We start from the raw sequence: 22700 nt of genomic DNA, 5'->3' as shown, positions 1-22700 counted from the left end.
GGGCAGGAGGAACCCCTCCGTGCCCGACGGCGCCGCTGGCCCGTGCACCCGCGCACCCGGGCGCGAGGCGTCAGAGCAGCTCGTCCAGGCCGCGCTCACGCACGAGGTCGACCATCGACTTGACCTGCTGGGCCCGCGCCCGCGTGGTGACCAGGAGCGCGTCGGGCGTGTCGACGACCACGACGTCGTCGAGCCCCAGGACGGTCACGACCCGGTTGCTCGCGGGGACGACGACCGAGCCCGCGCTCTCGTGCCGCACGACGCGCCCGACGTCGCCGAGGACCTTGGAACCCGACTCGTCGGCCGAGGGGAGCAGCGCGGCGAGAGAGTTGAAGTCACCGATGTCGTCCCAGCCGAAGTTCCCCGGGACGACCGCGACCCCGCCCACGGCCGCGACCGGCTCCGCGACCGCGTGGTCGATCGCGATCTTCTCGAGACCGGGCCAGACCTCCGCCAGGACGCGGTCGCGGTCCGGGGTGTCCCAGGCCGCGGCCACGGTACGCAGACCGTCGTGCAGCTCGGGGCGCTGGTCCGCGAGGTGCCCCAGCAGGACCGACGTGCGGGTGATGAACATGCCCGCGTTCCAGCGGTACTCCCCCGAGCGGACGTACCGCTGGGCGGTCGCCGCGTCGGGCTTCTCGGTGAACCCCTCGGCGTGCAGCGCGCTGGGAGCGCCCTCGAGGTCGAGCGAGGCCCCGCTCTTGACGTAGCCGAAGGCCGTCGACGGCCGGGAGGCCGCGATCCCGACCGTGACGACGTATCCCGCCCGGGCCGCCTCCACACCCTCACGGACGGCCTGCTCGAACGCCGCCCGTCCGGTGATGACCTGGTCCGCCGCGAACGAACCGATCACGACGTCGCCGTGCCGCTGCTCGAGCACCGCGGCGGCCAGGCCGATCGCGGCCATCGAGTCCCGGGGAGAGGGCTCGGCCAGCAGCGCGTCGTCCCGCAGGGTCGGGAGCTGGGTGCGTGCCGAGGCGACGTGCTGCCGGCCCGTCACGAGGACGATGCCTTCCTCACCGGCGAGGGGGACGAGCCGGTCGACCGTGGCCTGCAGCAGCGATCGCCCGGCCCCGGTGAGGTCCAGCAGGAACTTGGGGTTGCCACGGCGCGAGAGGGGCCAGAGCCTGGTGCCGGCTCCCCCTGCGGGGATCACGGCGTAGAAACCGGGGATCGCCGGGACCTGCGAGGTCGAGTCGGCGGGTGCGGGAGCAGGAGCGGGAGAAGGGTGCGTCGACATCCTCGAAGCATAGTGACCGACGCGTGACCGACGCGTGACCGGGCGTGCGGCGACCTCCCGTGGACGGGCATCCACGAGCCATCGACCCCCGTGTGGAATGGGTCACAAACAGGGGTGGCCGGGCCGCCTGGAACCCCCCGCGGTCCGCACCACGATGCCGGTGTCACTATGGTGGAACCCCAGAGACGGATATCGGCGGACTCCGGCGAGCCCTGGATCTGCCGCTCCACCGGACTCGCCAGAGCCTCGGCGCGGAGCGGTCGTGAACGGCCCCCGGCGGACGACGTCGTCCAGCTCGATATCTCACCCCTGAACTCGCCACAGGAGGCCCCTAAGTGCCCAGTGCACCTGCTGGCACGCTGTACCGCGGCCGTGAAGGCATGTGGTCGTGGGTCGCGCATCGCGTGACCGGCGTGCTCATCTTCTTCTTCCTCCTCGTGCACGTGCTGGACACAGCACTTGTACGAGTCTCGCCCGAGGCGTACGACGCCGTGATCGGCACCTACAAGACCGTGATCATGGGACTCGGAGAGGCCGGCCTCGTGGCCGCCATCGTGTTCCACGCCTTCAACGGTGTCCGGATCATCCTCGTCGACTTCTGGGCCAAGGGGCCCAAGTACCAGCGCACCATGCTCTGGGTCGTCGTCGGCCTGTTCGCCGTGACGATGGCGGGCTTCCTGCCCCGCCACCTCATGAACGTCTTCGGAGGTGGGCACTGATGAGCACCACGAGCACCAGCTCTCCCCTCGCGGCCCCCCGCGACCCGTACAAGCGGCAGAAGTCCACGCGCTCGAACTACGAGCTGTACAGCTGGGTCTTCATGCGCGCCTCGGGCGTCGTGCTGATCGTCCTGATCTTCGGGCACCTGTTCGTCAACCTCATGGTCGGCGAGGGCGTCCACGCGATCGACTTCGGCTTCGTCGCCGGCAAGTGGGCCTCCCCGTTCTGGCAGGTCTGGGACCTCCTGATGCTGTGGCTCGCGATGATCCACGGCACCAACGGCGTCCGTACGATCATCAACGACTACGCGCAGCGCGACGGCACGCGCCTCGTGCTCAAGCTCGCGCTGTACCTCGCGTTCGTGGTCGTCACCGTGCTCGGCACGCTCGTGGTCTTCACGTTCGACCCGTGCCCCCCGAACGCCCTGGACTACCAGCTCCCGTCGTTCTGCACCGCCTGACGGACCCGCCCGGCGACGTTCCCCCAGCCGTCGCCTGACGTCCCGTCCCCCCTTCCCACTCGTCACAGGAGGCATCGACACCGATGCAAACCCATCAGTACGACGTCGTCATCGTCGGAGCAGGCGGCGCCGGCATGCGCGCGGCACTGGAGTCGTCCGGCAAGGTCCGTACGGCGGTCATCTCGAAGCTCTACCCCACCCGGTCCCACACCGGCGCGGCGCAGGGCGGCATGTGCGCCGCCCTCGCGAACGTCGAGGAGGACAACTGGGAGTGGCACACGTTCGACACGGTCAAGGGCGGCGACTACCTCGTCGACCAGGACGCCGCGGAGATCATGGCCAAGGAGGCCATCGACGCGGTGCTCGACCTCGAGCGCATGGGCCTGCCGTTCAACCGCACGCCCGAGGGCAAGATCGACCAGCGCCGCTTCGGCGGGCACACGCGCAACCACGGCGAGGCCGCGGTACGCCGCTCGTGCTACGCCGCGGACCGCACGGGTCACATGATCCTCCAGACGCTCTACCAGAACTGCGTCAAGCAGAACGTCGAGTTCTTCAACGAGTTCTACGTCCTGGACCTCATCACGGACCACGACCTCGCGGCCGAGGACGTGCCCGACGGCGAGCAGGTCAACGCGACGGGCGTCGTCGCCTACGACCTCGCGACCGGCGAGATCCACGTGTTCCAGGCCAAGGCGATCATCTTCGCCACGGGCGGCGCGGGCAAGATCTTCAAGACGACGTCCAACGCGCACACCCTCACGGGCGACGGCATGGCGCTCGCCTACCGGCGCGGCCTGCCGCTCGAGGACATGGAGTTCTTCCAGTTCCACCCGACGGGCCTCGCGGGGCTCGGCATCCTCCTGTCGGAGGCCGCCCGTGGTGAGGGCGGCATCCTGCGCAACGGCGAGGGCGAGCGCTTCATGGAGCGCTACGCCCCGACCATCAAGGACCTGGCCCCGCGCGACATCGTCGCCCGCTCGATGGCGAACGAGGTCCGCGAGGGCCGCGGCGCCGGGCCGAACAAGGACTACGTCCTGCTCGACCTCACGCACCTCGAGCCCGCGCACATCGACGCCAAGCTGCCGGACATCACGGAGTTCGCGCGCACGTACCTCGGCATCGAGCCCTACACGGAGCCCGTGCCCGTCTACCCCACGGCGCACTACGCCATGGGCGGCATCCCGACCAACGTCGGCGGCGAGGTGCTGCGCGACGGTCACAACGTCGTGCGCGGCCTGTACGCGGCCGGCGAGGTCGCGTGCGTCTCGGTCCACGGATCGAACCGCCTCGGCACCAACTCGCTCCTCGACATCAACGTGTTCGGCAAGCGCGCCGGTCGCGAGGCCGCGCGGTACGCCGCGACGGCCGAGTACCGCGAGCTCCCCGAGAACCCTGCAGCGGCCGTGATCGCGCAGCTCGACGAGATGCGCAACCGGCCCGACGGCGAGCGTGTGGCCGACGTCCGCAAGGCGCTCCAGGAGACCATGGACGCCAACGCCCAGGTGTTCCGCACGGGCGAGTCGCTCGACCAGGCGCTCTCGGACATCCGCACCCTCCAGGACCGCTACCGCAACGTCTCGGTCCAGGACAAGGGACGCCTGTTCAACACCGACCTCCTCGAGGCCATCGAGCTGGGCTTCCTGCTCGACATCGCCGAGGTCACGGTCATCGCCGCGATCAACCGCAAGGAGTCGCGCGGCGGTCACTACCGCGAGGACTACCCGAACCGCGACGACGCCAACTACATGCTCCACACGATGGCCTACCGTCGCCCCACGTCCGCCGGCGACACCGCCGACGGTCACGTCGACGGCTACTTCGACCACGTCGAGGAGTTCGATTCCTACAAGATCGTGCTGGGTTCCAAGCCCGTCACCCAGACCCGGTACGAGCCCATGGAGCGTAAGTACTGATGACTGCCACACTCGAAGCCCCTGCCGGTTCTGAGAAGACCGAGGTCGGTGCCGTGCCCTCCTTCGAGGTCACGATCAAGCTCCGCCGGTACAACCCCGAGTCCGAGCACGGCGAGGACGCGTACTGGGAGGAGTACACGGTCCTGGCCCACGGCACGGACCGCGTCCTCGACGCCCTGCACAAGATCAAGTGGGAGCACGACGGCTCGCTGACCTTCCGTCGCTCGTGCGCGCACGGGATCTGCGGGTCGGACGCGATGCGGATCAACGGCCGCAACCGCCTGGCCTGCAAGACGCTGCTCAAGGACGTCAACCCGGACAAGCCGATCACCGTCGAGCCCATCAAGGGCCTGCCGGTCATCAAGGACCTGGTCGTCGACATGGAGCCGTTCTTCGCCTCCTACCGCGAGATCATGCCGTTCCTCATCACCTCGGGGAACGAGCCCAGCAAGGAGCGCCTGCAGTCGGCCGAGCAGCGCGAGCGGTTCGACGACACGACCAAGTGCATCCTGTGCGCGGCGTGCACGTCGTCCTGCCCCGTGTTCTGGACCGACGGGCAGTACTTCGGCCCCGCGGCGATCGTCAACGCCCACCGCTTCATCTTCGACTCGCGCGACGAGGGAGCGGCCCAGCGCCTGGAGATCCTCAACGACAAGGAGGGCGTGTGGCGCTGCCGCACGACCTTCAACTGCACCGAGGCGTGCCCCCGTGGCATCGAGGTCACCAAGGCCATCCAGGAGGTCAAGCGCGCGATGATCACCCGCGCGTTCTGACACGTCTCCCGCACTGCCCGACGGCGGTCCCCGGCTCCTGCCGGTGGGCCGCCGTCGGCGTTCGTCGGCTCAGATCTTGACGGACACCCTGGGCGCTCTGCCCCGGCGGACCCCACGGACGACGGGGCTCCAGGGATAGCCGTACCCGGCCCCGCGACGGACCCGGGCCTCGAGGCGTTCGTCCTGCTCCGCCTCGGCCCGCTCCCGCAGCTCGTCCGCGGTCGGTTGTGCCGGCGGGTCCGCGATCCACGCCGCGACCATCAGCAGGATCCGTGTGACGAAGTTGGCGAGCAGCAGGATCGTCACGAACGTCGCGAACGAGCCCAGCAGCGCGTTGCGCGACGAGCTCCCGACGATGATGCTCGTCCCGAGGTACCGCAGCACCCCGAAGGCGGCCGCCGCCGCCAGGGCGCCGATGTACAGGTCCTTGCGCGGCGGCTGTACGCCCGCGACGAAGCGGATGATCAGCAGGACCACGATCGCGTCGAAGACGAGCCCGACGAAGATGCCGACCACGGGCACCAGGACCGACGCCAGGACGCCGTCGCCGAAGAGCGTCGCCCCGAGCGTCTGGACCACGACGGTCGCTGCCGCAGAGATGACGACACTGATCCCGAGCACGGCGAACCCGCCCAGCTCGCGCAGCTTGGACAGCACAGGGTTCTGCCCCACGTCCGTGAGCGAGAACATCGCCCGGGTCGAGGTGCGCAGCGCCGCCATGAAGGAGATCGCGCTGAAGAGCAGCACGAACACCGCGATGATGCTCGACAGGTCGAAACCACGGTCCAGGATCAGGTCGTCGGGCGAGATGACGCCCGGCCCGTTGGGCGTCTGCTTGATCAGTCCCGGGATCGCCTTGTCGATCTGCGCGAAGATCTCGTCGCGCAGCTCCTCCCTGTTGCCCAGGAACGCCATGAAGGCCGTGTAGAAGATCGTCAGCCCGGCGAACAGCGAGAACAGCGCCGAGTAGGCCATGCCACCGCACAGGAGGGCTCCGCGCTGGACCCCGTACTGCGCGAGCGCCCTGGCCGGGCGGGTCGTGTTCCACCAGGCCTGGACGGCCTTCGCACGGGCCGTCAGGCGGGCGACCGCCCCCGGGGCGTCGGGGGCGCTGCCGTCGGGCGTGGTGCCGCGCGCGGTGCGGGGCGTGCGGGCGTGCGGGGTACTCGTCTTCTGGGCGTCGGAGGAGGGGCCGTCACGGCCCGGACGTACGGCCCCGGCCTTGCGATCGGGTGCCGGGTTGGTTGCCTGGGTCATCGCCCGAGCCTAGAAGACGACCGCCCGTCTCACCCGTCCGACAGCCCGGTGAGCTCGAACCTGCGGGCCGGCCGCCACACGCCGTCGTCCCCGTGCTCGTAGAGGTGGATGCCCGTGACGTCGAACGCCGCCTCGAACCCGGCCATCTCGTCGAACGCGAGGTCCAGCGCCTCGTCGTCGACCTCGTGCGCGACCGTCACGTGCGGGTGGTAGTTGAAGCGCAGCTCCTGGTCGAGGATGCCCGACCGCACCGCCCCCTCGAGCCCCTCGCACTCGGCGATCCCCTGCGCGACGATCACGAAGACCACGGGCGAGACGGGGCGGAACGTCCCCGACCCGCGCAGGATGACCCGGAACGGCGCCGCCTGAGCCACGACGCCCTCGAGATGGGCGTAGACCTCGTCGAGGTCGGACTCGTCCACCACGGTCGGCCCGAGCAGCGTGATGTGCGGCGGGATGTCTCCCGCGAACGGGTCGCCGAACGCGGCCCGTGCCTCCTGGAGGGCGGTGCCGTAGGGCTCGGGGATCTCGATCGCGATACCGATCCGCACCTGGTGCGGACCCCGCTCCGGGAGGTTCATCAGCGTGTCCGACGAGCAGGCAGCAGGCCGACCCGGTCGTAGATCCGGTCGAGGGTCGCCTGAGCCAGGCCCCGAGCCCTCTCCGCACCGCGTGCGAGGACGGCGTCGAGCTCCGCCGGGTCCGACAGGTACTCGTTCGCCCGCGCCTGGAACGGGGTCAGGAAGTCGACCACGACCTCGGCCAGGGCCACCTTGAGGTGCCCGTAGCCCTTGCCCTCGTAGTCCGCGGCGATGTCCGCGACGGGCCGTGACGTCAGTGCGGAGAAGATCGTCAGGAGGTTCGAGATGCCGGGCTTGGCCACCGGGTCGTAGCGGATCTCGTTCTCCGAGTCCGTCGCCGCCGACCTGATGCGCTTGGCCGCGACCTTGGGGTCCTCGAGCAGCCAGACGACCCCCTTGCCCCCCGAGGAGGACTTGCTCATCTTGGCCGTGGGTTCCTGCAGGTCGTAGATCTTCGCGACGGCCTTGACGATGTGCGGCTCGGGGACGACCGCGGTGTCCTCCCCGAACCGGGAGTTGAGGCGCTCGGCCAGGTTGCGCGCGAGCTCGAGGTGCTGTCGCTGGTCCTCACCGACCGGGACCAGTGCGGCGTCGTAGAGCAGGATGTCGGCAGCCATGAGCACGGGATAGGTGAAGAGCCCCACCGTCGTGCCGTCCGTGCCCTGCTTCGCGGACTTGTCCTTGAACTGGGTCATGCGTCCGGCCTCGCCGAAGCCGGTCTGGCACGAGAGCACCCAGGCGAGCTCGGCGTGCTCGGGGACGTGCGACTGCACGAACAGCGTCGACCCGTCGGGGTCCACCCCGCCCGCCAGGTACTGGGCCGCGGTGCGGCGCGTGCGCTCGCGGAGCTTCTCCGGCTCGGGGTTGACCGTCAGGGCGTGCATGTCGACGACGCAGTAGATCGCGTCGTAGGACTCCTGCAGGGCGACCCACTGGCTCAGAGCCCCGATGTAGTTGCCCAGCTGGAGGGAATCCTCCGTGGGCTGCATCCCCGAGAAGATGCGTGGACGCCGTACGCCGGGAACCTCGTTGACCATTGCCCCATTCTGACAGGTCGCCGTGCCCTGGCCGAATCCGGTGCCAGGCGTCCGGGACGGGACCGGCCTCAGGTCGCCTCGTCGTCGAAGGGGGCGCGCCGTCCTGGCACTGGCACCTCGGCGACGGGGCCCCCGGAGGGCGGGGGCGGGACGGGGCCCGGGGCACGCGGGCGCGAGGGCGGGCTGAGCACGTCGTCGTCGAGCAGCGCCTCCCGGACGATGCGGCGCGGGTCGTACTGCCGCGGGTCCAGCTTGGACCAGTCCACGTCGCCCACCTGGTCGCCCAGCTCGTCGTCCACCCGCTCCTTGGCGTCCTTCAGGAAGCCGCGGGCGGTGCGGACGAACGCGCCGAGCTGTTCGGCGTACCGGGGCAGCCTCTCCGGACCGATGACGATCACGGCGACCACCAGAATGATCCCGAATTCCCAGCCGTTGATTCCGAACACGCGGTCAGACTACTCGCTCGTGGCTTCGTCGAGCACGACGCGGACGTCGCGCTCCTGGTCTTCCGTGCGGACGCGCAGCGTCACGGTGTCCCCGGGCGCCTTGGCCCTGATCGCGACGATGAGCTCGTCGCTCTGGCTCACAGGCCTGCCGTCGATCGACAGGATGACGTCACCCGCCTGGATCCCGGCCACGGCGGCCGGGCCGTCGGCCGTCACGGGAGCCTGACCACCCTGCGGCTCGGTCGTCACCTGGACGCCCTCGCCCTGGTAGCGCGAGTCGAGCAGCACGCCGATCACCGGGTAGGTGGCCGTACCGCTCGCCATGAGCTCCTCCGCGGTGCGCCGTGCCTGGTTCGACGGGATCGCGAACCCCAGCCCGATGCTGCCCGTGGCCGCACCCGTGCCCGGCGGCTGCGCGATCGCCGAGTTCACCCCGACGACCTCCCCCGCCCCGTTGACGAGCGGTCCCCCCGAGTTGCCGGGGTTGATCGCGGCGTCCGTCTGGATCGCGTCGATGAAGGCGGTCTCCGCCGAGTCGCCGGCTGCGACCGGTCGGTGCAGCGCGCTCACGATCCCCGTGGTGACCGTCCCGTTGAGACCGAGCGGCGCACCGATCGCGACGACGGGGTCGCCGACGACGACCGCGTCGCTGTCGCCCAGCACGAGAGGGGTCAGCCCCGTCTCGTCGACCTTGACGACCGCGAGGTCGTAGTCGGGGGTGCGGCCGACGATCTCGGCAGGACGCTCGCTGCCGTCGGCGAAGAGCACCGTGACCTCACCACCGGACGCACCTCCCGCGACGACGTGGTTGTTCGTGAGGATGAACCCGTCCTCCCGGATCACGAAGCCCGACCCCGTGGAGACGCCGTCCGCACCCTCCACCTGGAGCGAGACCACGCTCGGCAGGACGCTCGCCGCGACGGCCGCGACCGATCCCGCAGGGCGCTCCTCCCCCGGTGCCGTGCCCGCTGCGGGGAGCGAGACGTCCACGGGTCGGCGGTCCGTCCCGTCGACGATCCGGTCGGCCGCGACTCCGCCCACGGCGCCGGCGACCAGGGCGAGCGCCGCGATACCGGCGACCGCGCCCGCACCGAGCCGGCGTCGCTTCGGCGGGGCCACCGCCGTCTGCGCGGCCCAGGGCTCGACGGGGGTCGGCGACGGTCCCGGCTGCGGGTGCGTCGGCAGCTCCTGCTGCTGGGGCATCTGCCCCGGCGGGTACGTCCCGGGGCGGCGCACCTGGTAGGACGGCGGTGGCGGGACCGGGGGCTGCGTTCCCTGGGCGGCGCCGTAGCCCGGAAGGCCGGGGCGCGCGACGGGCAAGGAGCCGAGCGGTGCACCGTACGGGCGCGTGTCGTGCTGTGCCGTCGGCGCGGGGGCGGCCGGAGCCGCAGGAGGTGTCTGGACGGCGGGCGTCAGCGGTGCACCGGGCGTGGGCCGGTAGGCCGACGGCGGCGCGAAGGGGTTGCGCGGCTCAGGCGGCGGCGCCGCGGCCTGCGTCGCGGCCTGCGTCGCGGCCTGCGCAGGCTCGGGCGTCGTCGGTGCGGGCTCCGGCGTGGGGCGCGGCGGTAGGGCCGGCTGCGGCTCCGCGGGTCCGGGCGCTGAGTCGTGTGCGGTCATGGGGTGCCCAAGGCTCCTGTCATGGTCGTCCATCCCCGGGAGATGCGGGCCGGGACCCCCTCGTCGAAGTCGTGCGCCGGGAACGTCGCCACGAACGCGGCGAGGACCTCCTTGCGAGCCTCGGCCACCACGTCGATCACCGTGTCCCCAGCCTGCCACACGACGTGCCACGGCTCGTCGGACAGGACGTAGACCGCGCGTCCGTCGAACCCTTCGGACCGGGTCAGCGACGTGGTGTCCAGCCGGCCCAGCTGCTCGCGCACCACGATCGTCCCCGCGGGGCCCGCGAGGTCGACCTGCAGGACGTCCTTGTCCTCGCCGACGAGGTGGACGCCCGTCACGTCGAACCCTTCGAGCATCCCTGACGGGCTCGTCCAGCCGTGGTCGGCCATCCATGCGAGCGCGGCCGAGTCGACCAGGTCCATCGAGTCGCCGGATGCCGCGCCCGGGTCCGCACCCGCGGCGCTCGTCCCCGACCCGCCCGTCGAGGGCAGCACCGGCACCAGGTCGGCGCCGGCCGCGTCGCGCACCTCGTTCCCGGCCTGTGCGAGAAGGGTCAGCGGGGCTGCCACGTGCCGGTCGGGCACGACCACCGGACGGTCGCCGAGCGTGAACAGCGCGACGGCGAGCACGGCGACCCCGCTCGAGGCCGCGACGGCCACGCGACGCGCGCGACGTCGTCGGGCGTGCGCCACGAAGTCCCCCGTGAGGGCGTCCCGCAACGCTCCGGCCTCGGGCGACGCGGCCCAGGGGTCTCGCACCGGTGGCCCCTGCCGCAGCGGGTCCCCCTGCGCGGCGGGCATCTCCGACGACAGCGCGAGCAGACGAGAGGTCAGGTCCGTCGTGGGCAGCACGTCCCGTGCGCACGACAGCCGCTTGCGCACCGCACGCGCCACCGCGAGCTCCGCGGCGCACTGGTCGCAGCCCGCGACGTGCGTCAGTGCACGCTCACGCGTGGCCGGTGAGAGCTGGTCGTCGGCGAGAGCGCTGACGAGCGTCCCGAGGTGCGTCATGGTCCCCCCGGTGCGGTGTGCGTCGCGAGCGCGGCCAGCTCGTCGACGGCGGTGTCCGCCGAGGTCAGGTCGCCGACGTCGTTCCCGGGGCGCTCCGAAGGATCACGGTGCGGCAGCGCCGCCCGGAGCTGGGTGCGGGCGCGGTGGATGCGCGAGCGCACCGTGCCCAGCTTGATCCCGAGCGTGACGGCGATCTCCTCGTAGCTCAGTCCCTCGATGTCGCACAGCACGACCGCCGCACGGTACTCCGGGGACAGGGCGTCGAGCGCCCGCTGCACGTCGTGGTCGAGGTTCGTGTGCTCGTACCCTCGCTCCGGGTGGGTCATCTCGCCCGTGGCCGGGTACTGCGCCGAGTCGTCCCCCATGGCCTCCATACGGATGCGCTGCTTGCGCCGCACCTGGTCCAGGAAGAGGTTGGTCGTGATGCGGTGCAGCCAGCCCTCGAACGTCCCGGGCGTGTAGCTCGACAACGAGCGGAACACCCGGATGAAGGTCTCCTGGGTCAGGTCCTCGGCGTCGTGCTGGTTCCCCGTCAGGCGGTACGCCAGCCGGTACACGCGCGCGGAGTGCTCCCGCACGATCTGGTCCCACGAGGGGGGCGTCCAGGGCTGGGCACTCACGTCACTGCTCACACGGTCCATTGTCCCCTCTCAACGCCGCGGGACCCGCATCCGTTCCCACGCGCACGGGGACGTCGACACGACGTGCACGAAACCTCCCCCCGAACACGCTCCAGCCAGCGCTCAGAGGGCCTTCGACCGGTACGATCGCATCACCTGCACCGCGCGGTGCCGCCGCACCGCAGCAGTCCGTCCGGGTCTCCGGCGACACGCGGTGCCCAAGACCAGGAGGGTTCTATCACCACCGACATCGGCCGGACCAACGCCAAGGCGTCGAGCTGGACCTACTGCGAGGAGTTCGTGCCGGAGGACGACGTCCTCCTGCGCGCTCGCGCGCGCGCTGCCGAGCTGGGTTGTCCCGCCGTCCTGCCCGGCGTGGGAGCGGTCCTCCAGGCCCTCGCCGCCGCCCTGGCCGCCCGAGCCGTCGTCGAGATCGGCACGGGCACCGGCGTGGCCTCCCTGTGGCTGCTCCGCGGGATGCCCGAGGACGGCGTCCTGACGACGATCGACGTCGACGTCGAGCACCAGCGCGCCGCCAAGGAGGCCTTCTCCGAGGCAGGGATCCGCCCGACCCGCACCCGGACCATCCCCGGCCGGGCGAGCGACGTGCTGCCTCGCCTGACCGACAACGCCTACGACCTCGTGCTCGTCGGCGCCGACCGGCACAGCTACCCCGAGTACGTCGAGCAGGCGCTGCGTCTCCTGCGTCCGGGCGGGATCGTGGCGGTGGACGGCGCTCTGGTGGGCGACCGCGTGGCGGACCCGGCACGCCGCGACGAGGTCACGGCGATCGTCCGTGAGGTCGGCCGCTCCCTGCGCGCCGACGAGCGTGTCCTGCCCGCCCTGATCCCCAGCGGCGACGGCCTCCTGCTGGGCGTCCGTCGGTAGCCGGAACCACGAGAGGGCCCCTCACCGAGGACGGTGAGGGGCCCTCTCGCACGTCGAGGGTCAGTCCAGGTCGCGCAGGAACTGCAGCAGGAGGCGCGCCCCGTAGCCGGTCGCCCCCTCCGTGACCTCGTGCCGCGACGCCGTGGCACGCGCCGGCCCCGCGATGTCGAGGTGGACCCACGGCAGACCGCCCGTGAACTCGCGCAGGAACAGGGCAGCGGTGATCGAGCCACCACCACGGGCCTCGAGCGGCACGTGACGCAGGTCTGCGAGGTCCGAACGCAGCGCGCTCGTGTAGTCCTCGACGAGCGGCATGTGCCAGACCCGCTCCCCCGTCACCGCGGCTGCCGCCTCGAAGCCGCTCACGAGCTCGGGGCTCGTGGCGTACAGCGCAGCGTGCCCCCGCCCGAGGCCGACGCTGGCCGCACCCGTGAGGGTCGCGACGTCGACCAGCAGGTCCGGTGCGAGCGTGGCGACCGCGTACCCGAGCGCGTCGGCGAGCACCAGGCGCCCCTCGGCGTCGGTGTTCGCGATCTCGACGGTCGTGCCGGAGTACGTCCGCAGGACGTCGCCCGGCCGGTAGGAGTCCGCGCCGAAGTGGTTCTCGGCGAGCGGCAGGACGGCCGTGACCTTGTGGCGCACGCCCGACTCCGCGGCGCCGAGCACCGCGGCCAGCGCGACGGCGGCGCCGGCCATGTCCGTCTTCATGGGCACCATGGCCTCGCGCGGCTTGATCGAGAGACCGCCCGTGTCGTATGTGATGCCCTTGCCGACGAGCACCACGTGCCGCTCGGCGGCCTCCGGCTCGTACGTGACGGTCACGAGGCGGGGCGGGCTGGCCGAGGCCGCTCCGACCGCCAGGAGCGCGCCGAAGCCCTGCGCCGCGAGCTCCTTCGGCCCGAGCACCTCGACGGCCAGACCGGCAGCGCCGGCCAGGGTCGTGGCCTGCTCGGCGACCCACGCAGGGTCCTTGACGTTGGAGGGGGTGTTGGCCAGGTCTCGCACGAGCCACGTCGCGGTCGCGGCGACGCGAGCCGCCTCGAGCTGCGGCTCCCGGCTCTCGCCGAGGAGCACGAGCTGTTCGGCAGGACCGTCCTGCGCGGCGCCCTCTCCTGTCCGGGCGGCGGCCGGGCGGCCGAAGCGCGGGATGCGGTAGGCCGCGAGGAGGTAGCCCTCGACGAAGGCCTGCACGCCGGTCGCGGTCGCGTCCCCGGTGGCCGCGCTGACGACGCGTTCGAGGCCCCGGGTGGCACCGGCCAGTGCCGCGCCGGCGCGGCGCAGCTCCAGGTCCGTCCCGCCACCGATCCCGAGCAGCACGATCGTCGACGGCAGCCCCGCCCAGGGCAGGCGGTGCGTGGAACCGGTGTGGGTGCGCGGGAGGTCGACCGTGGCGACCTGACCGGCCGCGCCGCGGAAGGAAGCGCCCCCGGAACGGTCCGCGAGCTCGGCCAGGTCGATGCCATAGCGTGCGGTCGCGTCCACGGTCCCCGCACGCGGCTGGAGGCCGTCCTCCTCCTCGAGCGGAGGAGCGACGGCGACCACGAGCGCGGCGACCGCGTCATCGGTGAGGAACGGGCAGTCCAGGACCGTGCCTGGCGCCTCGACCACCTCGGGCAGGTGCCGGGGAACGCCCCCGACGGGCGGGAGGTCCGGGACTGGCTGTGGAGCCTGGGCTGCGCGCGCGGTCAAGACGTCTCAGCCCACGACGGCTTGGAGGGCCTCGCCCAGCTCGCTGGCCTCGGTCGCGTTGAGCTCCACCACGAGTCGACCGCCACCCTCGAGCGGGACGCGCATGACGATGCCGCGACCTTCCTTGGTGACCTCGAGCGGGCCATCCCCCGTACGCGGCTTCATCGCAGCCATTGTGGGCTCTCCATTCCGTAGTCCAGTACTGCTGTGGTCGACGTCCCGGCAGGTCGGCGGCGCGTCTCCGCGCCGACCGTCCAGAGGACGTCCAGGTACCATTCTAGTTCACCGATACGACACGCCGTGGCCGCAAATGCCCAGATCGTGACCTGTGTCGCGCTAGGGGCCCCTTCCGTGACGTCAGGAGGCACCTCGGGTCCTACGGCGGCCAGCCGCTCGGCGGTGTGAGACGCCACAGGGACCACACCCACCACACCTGCCCGGCCACTCCTGCGGCCAGGCATGCCCAGAGCCACCAGCGTGAGCGGGTCCACCCGAGCGTGACCGCGCCCAGGGGGAACGCCAGCAGCAGGAACCTGACGAGGCTCGTCCACGGTTCGATCACCGCGACCAGGTATCCCAGGTAGGCCAGCGGCCAGGCCTGGAGCTCCGGGCCCAGCCGGCGCGCGACCGGGCTCAGCCCGAGGGCCGCCACGCCTGCCAGCACGGCCGCCAGCACCCACGGGCCGGCTCCGCCGAAGAGCGCGTGCGACACGTCCAGCCAGGGCTGGAACGGCACCACGGGACCGGTCCCGCGCCAGGCGCCCTGCGTCAGGAAGTACGCGTCCGAGCGCCCCGTGACGATCCCGCACACGAGCTGCCAGAGGAGCCCGCTGACCACGGTGACGACGAGGAGGACGGCGATCCGTGCGCCGTCCCCCCACGGGAAGGGCACGCGGGCGCGGGGGCCGGCGAGGGCCACCGCACCCGTGGCTGCCGCGCCCGTCCGCGTCGTGCCCGCCGAGCGGGTCCGCCGCCACTCCTGGTACCGCACGACCGCGTGCCATGCCACGACCAGCGCGAGCGGCAGCGCGACCGCGCGCGTGAAGCCGAGGAGCACGATCACGAGCCCGGCCCACTCGTAGCGCCGTGCCCAGAGCAGGTACAGGGCCGAGGCGACCAGGAGCAGCGCGAGCGCCTCGGTGTAGGCGACCTGGAGGACGACCGAGGACGGGAAGACGCTCACGAGCGCGACCGTGGCGAGCGGCAGGCCGGGCCGTCGCTCGACGGCCCGGTGCCCGGCCCGTTCGACGAGGCGATGGATGACGAGCACGGCCCCCGCACCGCAGAGCAGGGCGATCGTGGGTGCCACGACGTCCCAGCCGAGCCCGGTCACCTGCTGGACCGCGCGGACCAGGAACGGGAACAGGGGGTAGAAGGCCCAGACGTTCTGCTGCACCGCACCGTCGGGCCCCACGGGCAGCTCTGCCGGGTACCCGTTCTCGGCGATCTGCTGGTACCACGAGGCGTCCCACATCCGCCCCGTCCACGCGCTGTACGACGGCGCGGCGTCGGTCCAGAGGTTGGCCTCCTGCCAGCGCGAGACGACCAGGAGGATCACGGCGGTCACGAGCCGCGCCACGGCGTACACGGCGAGCACCCTGGCCCACCAGGGCCACCGTGCGGGGGTGAGCACGGCGGCCAGGGATCGGGAGGGCTGGGACCGCGACGGGGCGGGTGCGTCCGCGCCGCGCGTGCCGCCCGTGGTCACGTCGCGCCGACTCATGCCAGACCGCGCAGCGCGCGCGCCGGTGGGGCGTCACCGCGGATCGCGGCGACGGTCTCCAGGACCCGACGGGTCGCGGCGACGTCGTGGGCGCGGAACACGCGGGCACCGAGCCACGCAGCGACCGCGGTCGCCGCGAGCGTCCCCTCGAGCCGCTCGTCGGCGGGCAGGTCGAGCGTCTCGCCCACGAAGTCCTTGCGCGAGAGCGCCATGAGCAGCGGGTGGCCGAGGCCCGCGAGCGCCTGCGTCCTGCGCACCAGGTGGAGCGAGTGCCAGGTGTTCTTGCCGAAGTCGTGGGTCGGGTCGACGAGGACCGACGCTGGGGGCACGCCGCACGCGACCGCGCGCGCGGCGGCAGCCGTCAGGGTCGCCACGACGTCCTGCACGACGGCGTCGCGAGGGTCGTGCTGCCGGGTCGCCCCGTCCTGCTCCACGGTCGGGTACGCGACGCGGAACGGGTCGGTCCGCGGCACGGCGCCCCCCGTGTGCGAGCACACGACGCCCACGCCGAGCTCACCCGCGACCTCGACGAGGGCCGGGTCGTGCCCTGCCCAGGTGTCGTTGATCAGGTCGGCCCCGGCCAGGGCCGCCTCGCGGGCGACCTCGGCCCGCCAGGTGTCGACGCTCACGAGCAGGTCGGGGAACTCCGCGCGCACCCGCTCGACGAAGGGGACGACGCGACGGATCTCCTCGGCCGGGGTGACCTCGGGCCCGGTCCCGGCACGCACTCCCCCGACGTCGACGATCGCAGCCCCCTCGGACCACGCCCGCGCGACCGCCTCGAGAGCCGCGCCGTCGTCGAGCTGGCGCGCAGGGGCGTAGAACGAGTCGGTCGTGCGGTTGACGATCGCCATGACGACGGGGCGTTCCGGGCGACCGGGCGCCGACTCGTCGACGCCGACCTCCCGCCCCCGCAGGACGAGCGGTGCGCACTGCGGAGGGACCGGCGAGGGGGCTTGCGACGACACGTGTCGTCCTGACGCCCGGTCTCCCTGCGCCGGGGGCGAAGCACCGGTCACCGGTCGCCGGACGCCCGCTGCTGGGCGGCCGCCGTGTCGGCCACGGCCTCGAGCTCTTCAGCACGCAGCTCCGCCCCCCGCTCGCACACGTACTCGACGGCCTCGGCCGGGTCGTCGCACAGGTACAGCAGGTCGAGGTCGTGCGCGCTGATCATGCCGCGCCCGGCGACCGTCGTGCGCGCCCAGTCGAGCAGGCCCTGCCAGTACTCGGTGTCCACGAGCGCGATGGGGAACTCGGTGACCTTGTGCGTCTGGACCAGGGTCAGCGCCTCGAAGAGCTCGTCGAACGTGCCGAACCCGCCCGGCAGGACGACGAACCCCTGCGCGTACTTGACGAACATGGTCTTGCGGGCGAAGAAGTACCGGAAGTTCACGCCGAGGTTGACGTACTTGTTCATGCCCTGCTCGAACGGGAGCTCGATCCCGAGGCCGATCGACAGGCCGCCCGCCTCGTTGGCGCCCTTGTTCGCGGCCTCCATGATCCCGGGGCCACCACCCGTGATGACCGCGAGGTCGCGCTCGGCCAGGAGGCGGCCGACCTGCTCGGCCAGCGCGTAGTCCGGGTGGTCGGGACTCGTGCGCGCCGACCCGAAGACCGACACCGCCGGCCCGACCTCGGCGAGGGCTCCGAAGCCCTCGACGAACTCGCTCTGGATCCTCATGACCCGCCACGGGTCGCTGTGCACCCAGTCCGCGCTGCCCGCGGTGTCGAGCAGCCGCTGGTCGGTCGTCTGCTGGGGGATCTGCTCGCCCCGCAGCAGCACCGGCCCCTTGCGATAGCCGGTGCCTGCCTGGGGAACTCCGTCGTCGCTCATGCTCTCGAGCCTAAGCGTTCCCGGGACCCGTGGCGGGGACGATCAGCGGGTGAGCCACGCGCGCAGCGCGTCGTGGCACAGCGCGAGGTGCCCGACCGGGCAGCGCTCGTCGTCCTTGTGCGCGAGCACGGGGTCGCCGGGGCCGAAGTTCACCGCCGGGATCCCCATCTCGGCGAAGCGCGCCACGTCGGTCCAGCCGTACTTGGGTGCCGGGGCGCCCCCCGTGATCTCGAGCACGGTGGCCGCGAAGTCGGCGGCGAGCGGGTCGTCGAGCCCGGGCCGCGCACCAGGAGCGGCATCGGTGACGACCACCTCGAAACCGGAGAAGAGGTCGCGGACGTGCGCCTCGGCGTCGGGCAGCGAGCGCGAGGGCGCGAAGCGGTAGTTGACCGTGACCACGCACTCGTCCGGGATGACGTTCCCCGCGATGCCACCGCGGATGCCGACCGCGTTCATGCCCTCGCGGTAGACGAGCCCCTCGACCTCGATCGACGCGGGCTCGTAGGCCGCGAGACGGTCGAGCACGACCGACGCCGAGTGGATCGCGTTGGAGCCCATCCACGCGCGCGCCGAGTGCGCCGTGACCCCGGGGACGCGGACCTCGACCCGCAGCGTGCCGTTGCAGCCGCCCTCGATGCCCGCAGCCGTGGCCTCGCCGAGGATCGCGAAGTCGCCCTGCAGGAGCTCGGGGTGGTTGCGCGCGAGGCGCCCCAGGCCGTTGAGGTCGGACGCGACCTCCTCGAGGTCGTAGAAGACCCAGGTGACGTCCTGGGTGGGGGCGGTGAGCGAGGCCGCGAGCGCGAGCTGGACCGTGAGGCCGCCCTTCATGTCGACCGTCCCACGCCCCCAGACCTCGGCCTGGGCGCCCTCGCCGACCACCCGGGTGGGCAGGTTCGGCGGGTCGGTGAGCGGCACGGTGTCGATGTGCCCCGCGATGACCACGCGGCGCGAGCGCCCCAGGTGCGTACGCGCGACGATCGCGTTGCCGTCGCGCACGACGTCGAGGTGCGCGAGCGGTCGTAGCGCGGCCTCGATCGCGTCGGCCAGGGCCCTCTCGTCCCCGCTCACGGACGGCACGTCGCACACCGCGCGGAAGAGCGCGGTGAGGTCGCCGTCGACGTCGAGCCGGATCGCCGGCACCGACGGCACAGGCGGCGCAGTCTGGCCCGCGGTCTGGTCGGAGGTCTGGTCGGGAGTCTCGTCGCTGGTCACACGCAGACCCTACCCGGACGTTTAACCGTCCGGCCGGGAGTGACGGATAGGGTGAAGGCATGACTTCAGCGACTCCCACCGGCGCCGCACCCGGCCCCCGCACCGCCTGGGCCTTCGGCCTCGCCACCGTGACCGACGAGGGCACCGTCCTCGACGTCTGGTACCCGTCACCCGCCCTCGGGCAGGCCCCGGCGGACGAGACCGCGCCCGCCTCCCTCGACGTCCTCACGGAGCGCGACGACGCGCGCCGCGTCGACGTCGTGGTCGTGCGCACCGAGATCGACCTCGACGCGGCCCCGGCGGGCGCGGCGGACGCCTACCTGCGCCTGCACCTCCTCTCGCACCGCCTCGTCGCACCGCACGGCCTCAACCTCGACGGCGTCTTCGGCGCGCTCGCCAACGTCGTCTGGACCAACCACGGCCCGTGCGCGGTCGAGGGCTTCGAGGAGACCCGTCTGCGCCTGCGCGCCGCGACGGGCCAGCCGGTGCAGGTCCTCGGGGTCGACAAGTTCCCCCGCATGGTCGACTACGTCGTCCCCTCGGGCGTCCGCATCGCCGACGCCGACCGGGTCCGCCTCGGCGCGCACCTCGCTGCGGGCACGACCGTCATGCACGAGGGCTTCGTCAACTTCAACGCGGGCACCCTCGGCACCTCCATGGTCGAGGGCCGCATCTCGGCCGGCGTGGTCGTGGGCGACGGCTCGGACATCGGCGGTGGCGCCTCCATCATGGGCACGCTGTCCGGCGGCGGCCGCGAGGTCATCTCGATCGGCCAGCGTTCGCTGCTCGGCGCCAACGCCGGGCTCGGCATCCCGCTCGGGGACGACTGCGTCGTCGAGTCCGGCCTCTACGTGACGGCGGGGACCAAGGTGACCCTCGTCGGCCGCAGCGGACCCGACGGCGCCCCGGTCGTCGTCAAGGCGCGCGAGCTCTCGGGACAGGCCAACCTGCTCTTCCGTCGCAACTCGCTCACGGGCGGTGTCGAGGCGGTCTCGCGCACAGGCGTCGGGATCGAGCTCAACGCCGCGCTGCACGCCAACTGACGTGACCACCTCCAAGGGTCCCTCCGGTCCGCAGGGCGGCGCGCCCTTCTTCGGACCGGAGGGCCCGGGGGCGGGGCCGCGCACGCCCCGTGCCCGGCGACGACGACGCCCCCTCCGTCTCGCCGTCACGGTCGTCACCGTGCTCGCGGTCGCCACGACGGGAGTCGTCCTGGCCCTCAACCGGCTCGACGACCACAGCCCGGTCGCCGAGCGGTGCGCCGCGACGGCCGACGGGCAGGCCTGGCACCTGTCCCCCGCGCAGTCGGACAACGCGGCCCTCATCGCGGTCACGACCGTGCGGCGCGGGATGCCCGCCCGGGCGGCGACGATCGGCCTCGCGACCGCCCTGCAGGAGTCGAGACTGCTCAACATCGACTACGGCGACCGCGACTCGATCGGCCTGTTCCAGCAGCGCCCCTCGCAGGGCTGGGGGACGATCGAGCAGATCATGGACCCGGTCTACTCGACGACGGCGTTCTACGACGGCCTGGACAAGGTCGACGGCTACACCGAGCTGCCCGTCACCGTGGCCGCCCAGGCCGTGCAGCGCTCGGGGTTCCCCGACGCGTACGCCCAGCACGAGTCCCGGTCGCGCGCCTGGGCCTCCGCCCTCACGGGCAACTCCCACGGCACGCTGACCTGCGACCTGGCCCCCGTCGACCCCTCGACGCTCACGACCACCGAGGAGTCCGTCGCGGGGCTCGAGGCACGTGTGCAGCGCGACCTGGGCGACCTGCCGACCAGCGTCGACGGAGCGGCCGTGACGGTCGACTCCCTGCCGCTCGCGGGGAACCCGCCGGAGACGGGGCGGGCCGGGTGGGCCGTCGCCCAGTGGGCCGTGGCGAGCGCGGACGCGACCGACGTCGTGCAGGTCGACGTCGGGGACAGGACCTGGTCCCGCGAGTCCCCGGAGTGGGCCGTCAGCGAGCCCACCGACGAGGCGCCGCACCCCGGTACGGGACAGGTCCGGATCACGGTCGCGACGACCGACGAGCCCTGAGCCCCACCTCGCCCGGGCCCAGACGCGCCGACGGCGCCCCCCCCCCGGGGGGGGGGGGCGCCGGCGGGGGGCCGGCGGGGGGGGGGTCAGCGACCGTCGACCGGCACGTACGGACGCTCGGTCGCGCCGGTGTAGACCTGGCGCGGGCGCCCGATCTTGGTCTGCGGGTCCTTCATCATCTCGCGCCACTGCGCGATCCAGCCGGGCATGCGTCCCAGCGCGAACAGCGGCGTGAACATGGCCGGCGAGAAGCCCATGGCCTTGTAGATCAGGCCGGTGTAGAAGTCGACGTTCGGGTAGAGCTTGCGCTCGATGAAGTAGTCGTCGTTGAGCGCGATCTCCTCGAGTCGCAGCGCGATGTCGAGGAGCTCGTCCTTCTTGCCGAGGGTCGACAGGACCGCGTCGGCCTTGGCCTTGACGATCGCGGCGCGCGGGTCGTAGTTCTTGTAGACCCGGTGCCCGAAGCCCATGAGCCGGACGCCGTCCTCCTTGTCCTTGACCTTCTTCATGAAGGTGTCGACGTCGAAGTCGCTGTTCTGGATCTTGTCCAGCATCGACAGGACGGACTCGTTCGCGCCGCCGTGCAGCGGTCCCGAGAGGGCGTTGACCCCGGCCGCGACCGAGGCGTAGAGGTTCGCGTGGCTCGAGCCCACGACGCGGACCGTCGACGTCGAGCAGTTCTGCTCGTGGTCCGCGTGGAGGATGAGGAGCTTGTCGAGCGCGTCGACCACCGTGGGGTCCGACTCGTACTTCTCGTAGGGCGTCGCGAAGGTCATGCGCAGGAAGTCGTCGACGTACCCGCGCGAGTAGTCCGGGTAGAGCAGCGGCTCGCCGACCCGGCGCCGGTGCAGGTACGACGTGATGGTCCGCGTCTTGGCGAGCAGCAGGACCGTCGCGAGCTCGACCGTGTCGTCGTCGAAAGGATCGAGGGAGTCGGGGTAGAACGTCGACAACGCGTTGATGGCCGAGGAGAGCACGGCCATGGGGTGCGCGTTGCGGGGGAAGGTCCCCATGAACGTCCGGAAGTCCTCGTGCACCATGGTGTGGCGGTTGACGCGCTCGACGAACGCGTCGAGCGTCGGAGCGTCCGGCAGCTCGCCGTGGATCAGGAGGTACGCGACCTCGAGGAACGTGGACTTCTCCGCGAGCTGGTCGATCGGGTACCCGCGGTAGCGCAGGATGCCCGCGTCACCGTCGATGTACGTGATCTCCGACTCGCACGAGGCGGTGTTCATGAACCCGGGGTCCACGGTGACGAGCCCGGTCGACTTCAGCAACGAGGAGACGACGATGCCGTCGTTGCCCTCGGTCGCTGCGACCACGGGCAGGTCCTGGCTCGATTCGTTGACGACGAGCCGAACTGTCGCCTGCTGGGTGGTGGTCATGTCTTCCTTCCTTGCGCGCTGCCGCACCCCCTGCGGGTGGCTGCGCGTGTCTTTCCGAGGTGTCGCTGCGAGATCGTCACCTGTCCGGCCTGGGTCATTCGATGGCCGAGAGCGTCGGACAGCATTGGCCTGGGTCGACGGTACTCGCTTCACCCACACGTGACCAATCTGGAACGGTCACGAAACCGTCACGCGGCTGTGACGCGAGTCACAGGCGAGAACGGGGAGGGATTGCACCAACAATCT

The 22700-nt window shown here is 72.0% G+C and carries 22 protein-coding genes; 7 read left to right on the top strand and 15 right to left on the bottom strand.

Features of this window, described 5'->3' with window-relative positions:
* Positions 1-70: 70 nt before the first annotated feature.
* Entirely contained in the window at positions 71-1240 is a 1170-nt protein-coding gene (locus H9640_RS00665) for a mannose-1-phosphate guanylyltransferase (RefSeq protein WP_191788825.1), read from the bottom strand.
* 335 nt (positions 1241-1575) lie between these two features.
* Here H9640_RS00665 and sdhC point away from each other — a divergent pair, with 335 nt between their 5' ends.
* The 4 genes from sdhC (at position 1576) to H9640_RS00645 (ending at position 5109) form a co-directional block, all read left to right on the top strand.
* The gene (sdhC, locus tag H9640_RS00660; protein ID WP_082608862.1) at positions 1576-1959 is read left to right on the top strand and encodes a succinate dehydrogenase, cytochrome b556 subunit; all 384 of its coding nucleotides are present in this window, start codon (positions 1576-1578) and stop codon (positions 1957-1959) included.
* Positions 1959-2420: a succinate dehydrogenase, hydrophobic membrane anchor protein gene (sdhD, locus tag H9640_RS00655; RefSeq protein WP_191788824.1), complete on the top strand. Its 462-nt coding sequence runs from the start codon at positions 1959-1961 to the stop codon at positions 2418-2420. Before sdhC ends, sdhD begins: the two co-directional genes overlap by 1 nt.
* An 83-nt stretch (positions 2421-2503) precedes the next feature.
* Positions 2504-4336 (top strand): succinate dehydrogenase flavoprotein subunit, encoded by a 1833-nt coding sequence (gene sdhA, locus H9640_RS00650; protein ID WP_191788823.1) that lies wholly within the window; start codon positions 2504-2506, stop codon positions 4334-4336.
* Entirely contained in the window at positions 4336-5109 is a 774-nt protein-coding gene (locus H9640_RS00645) for a succinate dehydrogenase iron-sulfur subunit (protein WP_191788822.1), read from the top strand. The genes sdhA and H9640_RS00645 overlap by 1 nt, the downstream gene beginning before the upstream one ends.
* A gap of 69 nt (positions 5110-5178) precedes the next feature.
* Here the strand turns inward: H9640_RS00645 and H9640_RS00640 are convergent, their stop codons facing one another.
* The 7 genes from H9640_RS00640 to sigE all read right to left on the bottom strand — a co-directional run bounded on the left by H9640_RS00640 (position 5179) and on the right by sigE (position 11692).
* Positions 5179-6366, bottom strand: coding sequence for a YihY/virulence factor BrkB family protein (locus H9640_RS00640; protein WP_191788821.1), 1188 nt, complete (start codon positions 6364-6366; stop codon positions 5179-5181).
* 29 nt (positions 6367-6395) lie between these two features.
* Positions 6396-6947, bottom strand: coding sequence for a 2'-5' RNA ligase family protein (locus H9640_RS00635; protein ID WP_191788820.1), 552 nt, complete (start codon positions 6945-6947; stop codon positions 6396-6398).
* Positions 6947-7984: a tryptophan--tRNA ligase gene (gene trpS, locus H9640_RS00630; protein WP_191788819.1), complete on the bottom strand. Its 1038-nt coding sequence runs from the start codon at positions 7982-7984 to the stop codon at positions 6947-6949. The genes H9640_RS00635 and trpS overlap by 1 nt, the downstream gene beginning before the upstream one ends.
* A gap of 68 nt (positions 7985-8052) precedes the next feature.
* A complete protein-coding gene (locus H9640_RS00625; RefSeq protein ID WP_191788818.1) occupies positions 8053-8430 on the bottom strand; it encodes a twin-arginine translocase TatA/TatE family subunit in 378 nt (125 codons plus the stop codon).
* Positions 8431-8439: 9 nt separating this feature from the next.
* Complete coding sequence (locus H9640_RS00620; protein WP_191788817.1) at positions 8440-10047, bottom strand: S1C family serine protease; 1608 nt, start codon at positions 10045-10047, stop codon at positions 8440-8442.
* On the bottom strand, positions 10044-11060 hold the full coding sequence (locus H9640_RS00615) for an anti-sigma factor family protein (RefSeq protein WP_191788816.1): 1017 nt from the start codon (positions 11058-11060) through the stop codon (positions 10044-10046). The genes H9640_RS00620 and H9640_RS00615 overlap by 4 nt, the downstream gene beginning before the upstream one ends.
* Positions 11057-11692 carry an RNA polymerase sigma factor SigE gene (gene sigE, locus H9640_RS00610; RefSeq protein ID WP_318243578.1) on the bottom strand — a complete coding sequence of 212 codons (636 nt, stop codon included), beginning with the start codon at positions 11690-11692 and terminating at the stop codon, positions 11057-11059. Before sigE ends, H9640_RS00615 begins: the two co-directional genes overlap by 4 nt.
* A 288-nt stretch (positions 11693-11980) precedes the next feature.
* Here sigE and H9640_RS00605 point away from each other — a divergent pair, with 288 nt between their 5' ends.
* Positions 11981-12568 (top strand): O-methyltransferase, encoded by a 588-nt coding sequence (locus H9640_RS00605; protein ID WP_307824157.1) that lies wholly within the window; start codon positions 11981-11983, stop codon positions 12566-12568.
* A 60-nt stretch (positions 12569-12628) separates the two neighbouring features.
* Here the strand turns inward: H9640_RS00605 and H9640_RS00600 are convergent, their stop codons facing one another.
* The 6 genes from H9640_RS00600 to dapE form a co-directional block, all read right to left on the bottom strand.
* Positions 12629-14176 (bottom strand): leucyl aminopeptidase family protein, encoded by a 1548-nt coding sequence (locus H9640_RS00600; RefSeq protein ID WP_318243577.1) that lies wholly within the window; start codon positions 14174-14176, stop codon positions 12629-12631.
* An 87-nt stretch (positions 14177-14263) separates the two neighbouring features.
* Positions 14264-14431 carry a DUF3117 domain-containing protein gene (locus tag H9640_RS00595; protein WP_064506638.1) on the bottom strand — a complete coding sequence of 56 codons (168 nt, stop codon included), beginning with the start codon at positions 14429-14431 and terminating at the stop codon, positions 14264-14266.
* 202 nt (positions 14432-14633) lie between these two features.
* Positions 14634-15980: a hypothetical protein gene (locus H9640_RS00590; protein WP_191788814.1), complete on the bottom strand. Its 1347-nt coding sequence runs from the start codon at positions 15978-15980 to the stop codon at positions 14634-14636.
* Entirely contained in the window at positions 15977-16948 is a 972-nt protein-coding gene (gene folP, locus H9640_RS00585; RefSeq protein ID WP_191788813.1) for a dihydropteroate synthase, read from the bottom strand. The genes H9640_RS00590 and folP overlap by 4 nt, the downstream gene beginning before the upstream one ends.
* 47 nt (positions 16949-16995) lie before the next feature.
* Entirely contained in the window at positions 16996-17814 is an 819-nt protein-coding gene (locus H9640_RS00580; protein ID WP_191788812.1) for an LOG family protein, read from the bottom strand.
* A 42-nt stretch (positions 17815-17856) separates the two neighbouring features.
* Positions 17857-18963, bottom strand: a complete 1107-nt coding sequence (gene dapE, locus H9640_RS00575; RefSeq protein ID WP_372440800.1) for a succinyl-diaminopimelate desuccinylase — start codon at positions 18961-18963, stop codon at positions 17857-17859.
* A 122-nt stretch (positions 18964-19085) separates the two neighbouring features.
* On the opposite strand from dapE, the gene dapD reads away from it, so the two are divergent.
* Together dapD and H9640_RS00565 are read left to right on the top strand one after the other, a co-directional pair.
* Positions 19086-20069 carry a 2,3,4,5-tetrahydropyridine-2,6-dicarboxylate N-succinyltransferase gene (gene dapD, locus H9640_RS00570; RefSeq protein ID WP_191788811.1) on the top strand — a complete coding sequence of 328 codons (984 nt, stop codon included), beginning with the start codon at positions 19086-19088 and terminating at the stop codon, positions 20067-20069.
* A 139-nt stretch (positions 20070-20208) separates the two neighbouring features.
* Positions 20209-21069, top strand: a complete 861-nt coding sequence (locus H9640_RS00565; RefSeq protein ID WP_449867003.1) for a hypothetical protein — start codon at positions 20209-20211, stop codon at positions 21067-21069.
* Between the two features lie 86 nt (positions 21070-21155).
* On the opposite strand, the gene H9640_RS00560 is transcribed toward H9640_RS00565, so the two are convergent.
* Complete coding sequence (locus H9640_RS00560; RefSeq protein ID WP_191788809.1) at positions 21156-22454, bottom strand: citrate synthase; 1299 nt, start codon at positions 22452-22454, stop codon at positions 21156-21158.
* Between the last annotated feature and the right edge of the window lie 246 nt (positions 22455-22700).

It is taken from the genome of Oerskovia gallyi, assembly GCF_014836745.1.
In the GTDB taxonomy this organism is placed as follows: Bacteria; Actinomycetota; Actinomycetes; order Actinomycetales; family Cellulomonadaceae; genus Oerskovia; species Oerskovia paurometabola.
Note: the sequence above shows the minus strand (reverse complement) of the source record. Positions and strands in the feature narration are given on the sequence as shown.

Excerpts from the sequence above, each read along its gene's own strand:
- H9640_RS00620 (WP_191788817.1), bottom strand. The coding sequence starts at position 10,047 with ATGACCGCACACGACTCAGCGCCCGGACCCGCGGAGCCGCAGCCGGCC.
- H9640_RS00640 (WP_191788821.1), bottom strand. The coding sequence starts at position 6,366 with ATGACCCAGGCAACCAACCCGGCACCCGATCGCAAGGCCGGGGCCGTA.
- H9640_RS00665 (WP_191788825.1), bottom strand. The coding sequence starts at position 1,240 with ATGTCGACGCACCCTTCTCCCGCTCCTGCTCCCGCACCCGCCGACTCG.
- dapD (WP_191788811.1), top strand. The coding sequence starts at position 19,086 with ATGACTTCAGCGACTCCCACCGGCGCCGCACCCGGCCCCCGCACCGCC.
- H9640_RS00590 (WP_191788814.1), bottom strand. The coding sequence starts at position 15,980 with ATGAGTCGGCGCGACGTGACCACGGGCGGCACGCGCGGCGCGGACGCA.
- H9640_RS00635 (WP_191788820.1), bottom strand. The coding sequence starts at position 6,947 with ATGAACCTCCCGGAGCGGGGTCCGCACCAGGTGCGGATCGGTATCGCG.
- H9640_RS00580 (WP_191788812.1), bottom strand. The coding sequence starts at position 17,814 with ATGAGCGACGACGGAGTTCCCCAGGCAGGCACCGGCTATCGCAAGGGG.
- sdhA (WP_191788823.1), top strand. The coding sequence starts at position 2,504 with ATGCAAACCCATCAGTACGACGTCGTCATCGTCGGAGCAGGCGGCGCC.
- H9640_RS00560 (WP_191788809.1), bottom strand. The coding sequence starts at position 22,454 with ATGACCACCACCCAGCAGGCGACAGTTCGGCTCGTCGTCAACGAATCG.
- H9640_RS00645 (WP_191788822.1), top strand. The coding sequence starts at position 4,336 with ATGACTGCCACACTCGAAGCCCCTGCCGGTTCTGAGAAGACCGAGGTC.
- H9640_RS00615 (WP_191788816.1), bottom strand. The coding sequence starts at position 11,060 with ATGACGCACCTCGGGACGCTCGTCAGCGCTCTCGCCGACGACCAGCTC.
- trpS (WP_191788819.1), bottom strand. The coding sequence starts at position 7,984 with ATGGTCAACGAGGTTCCCGGCGTACGGCGTCCACGCATCTTCTCGGGG.
- sdhD (WP_191788824.1), top strand. The coding sequence starts at position 1,959 with ATGAGCACCACGAGCACCAGCTCTCCCCTCGCGGCCCCCCGCGACCCG.
- H9640_RS00595 (WP_064506638.1), bottom strand. The coding sequence starts at position 14,431 with ATGGCTGCGATGAAGCCGCGTACGGGGGATGGCCCGCTCGAGGTCACC.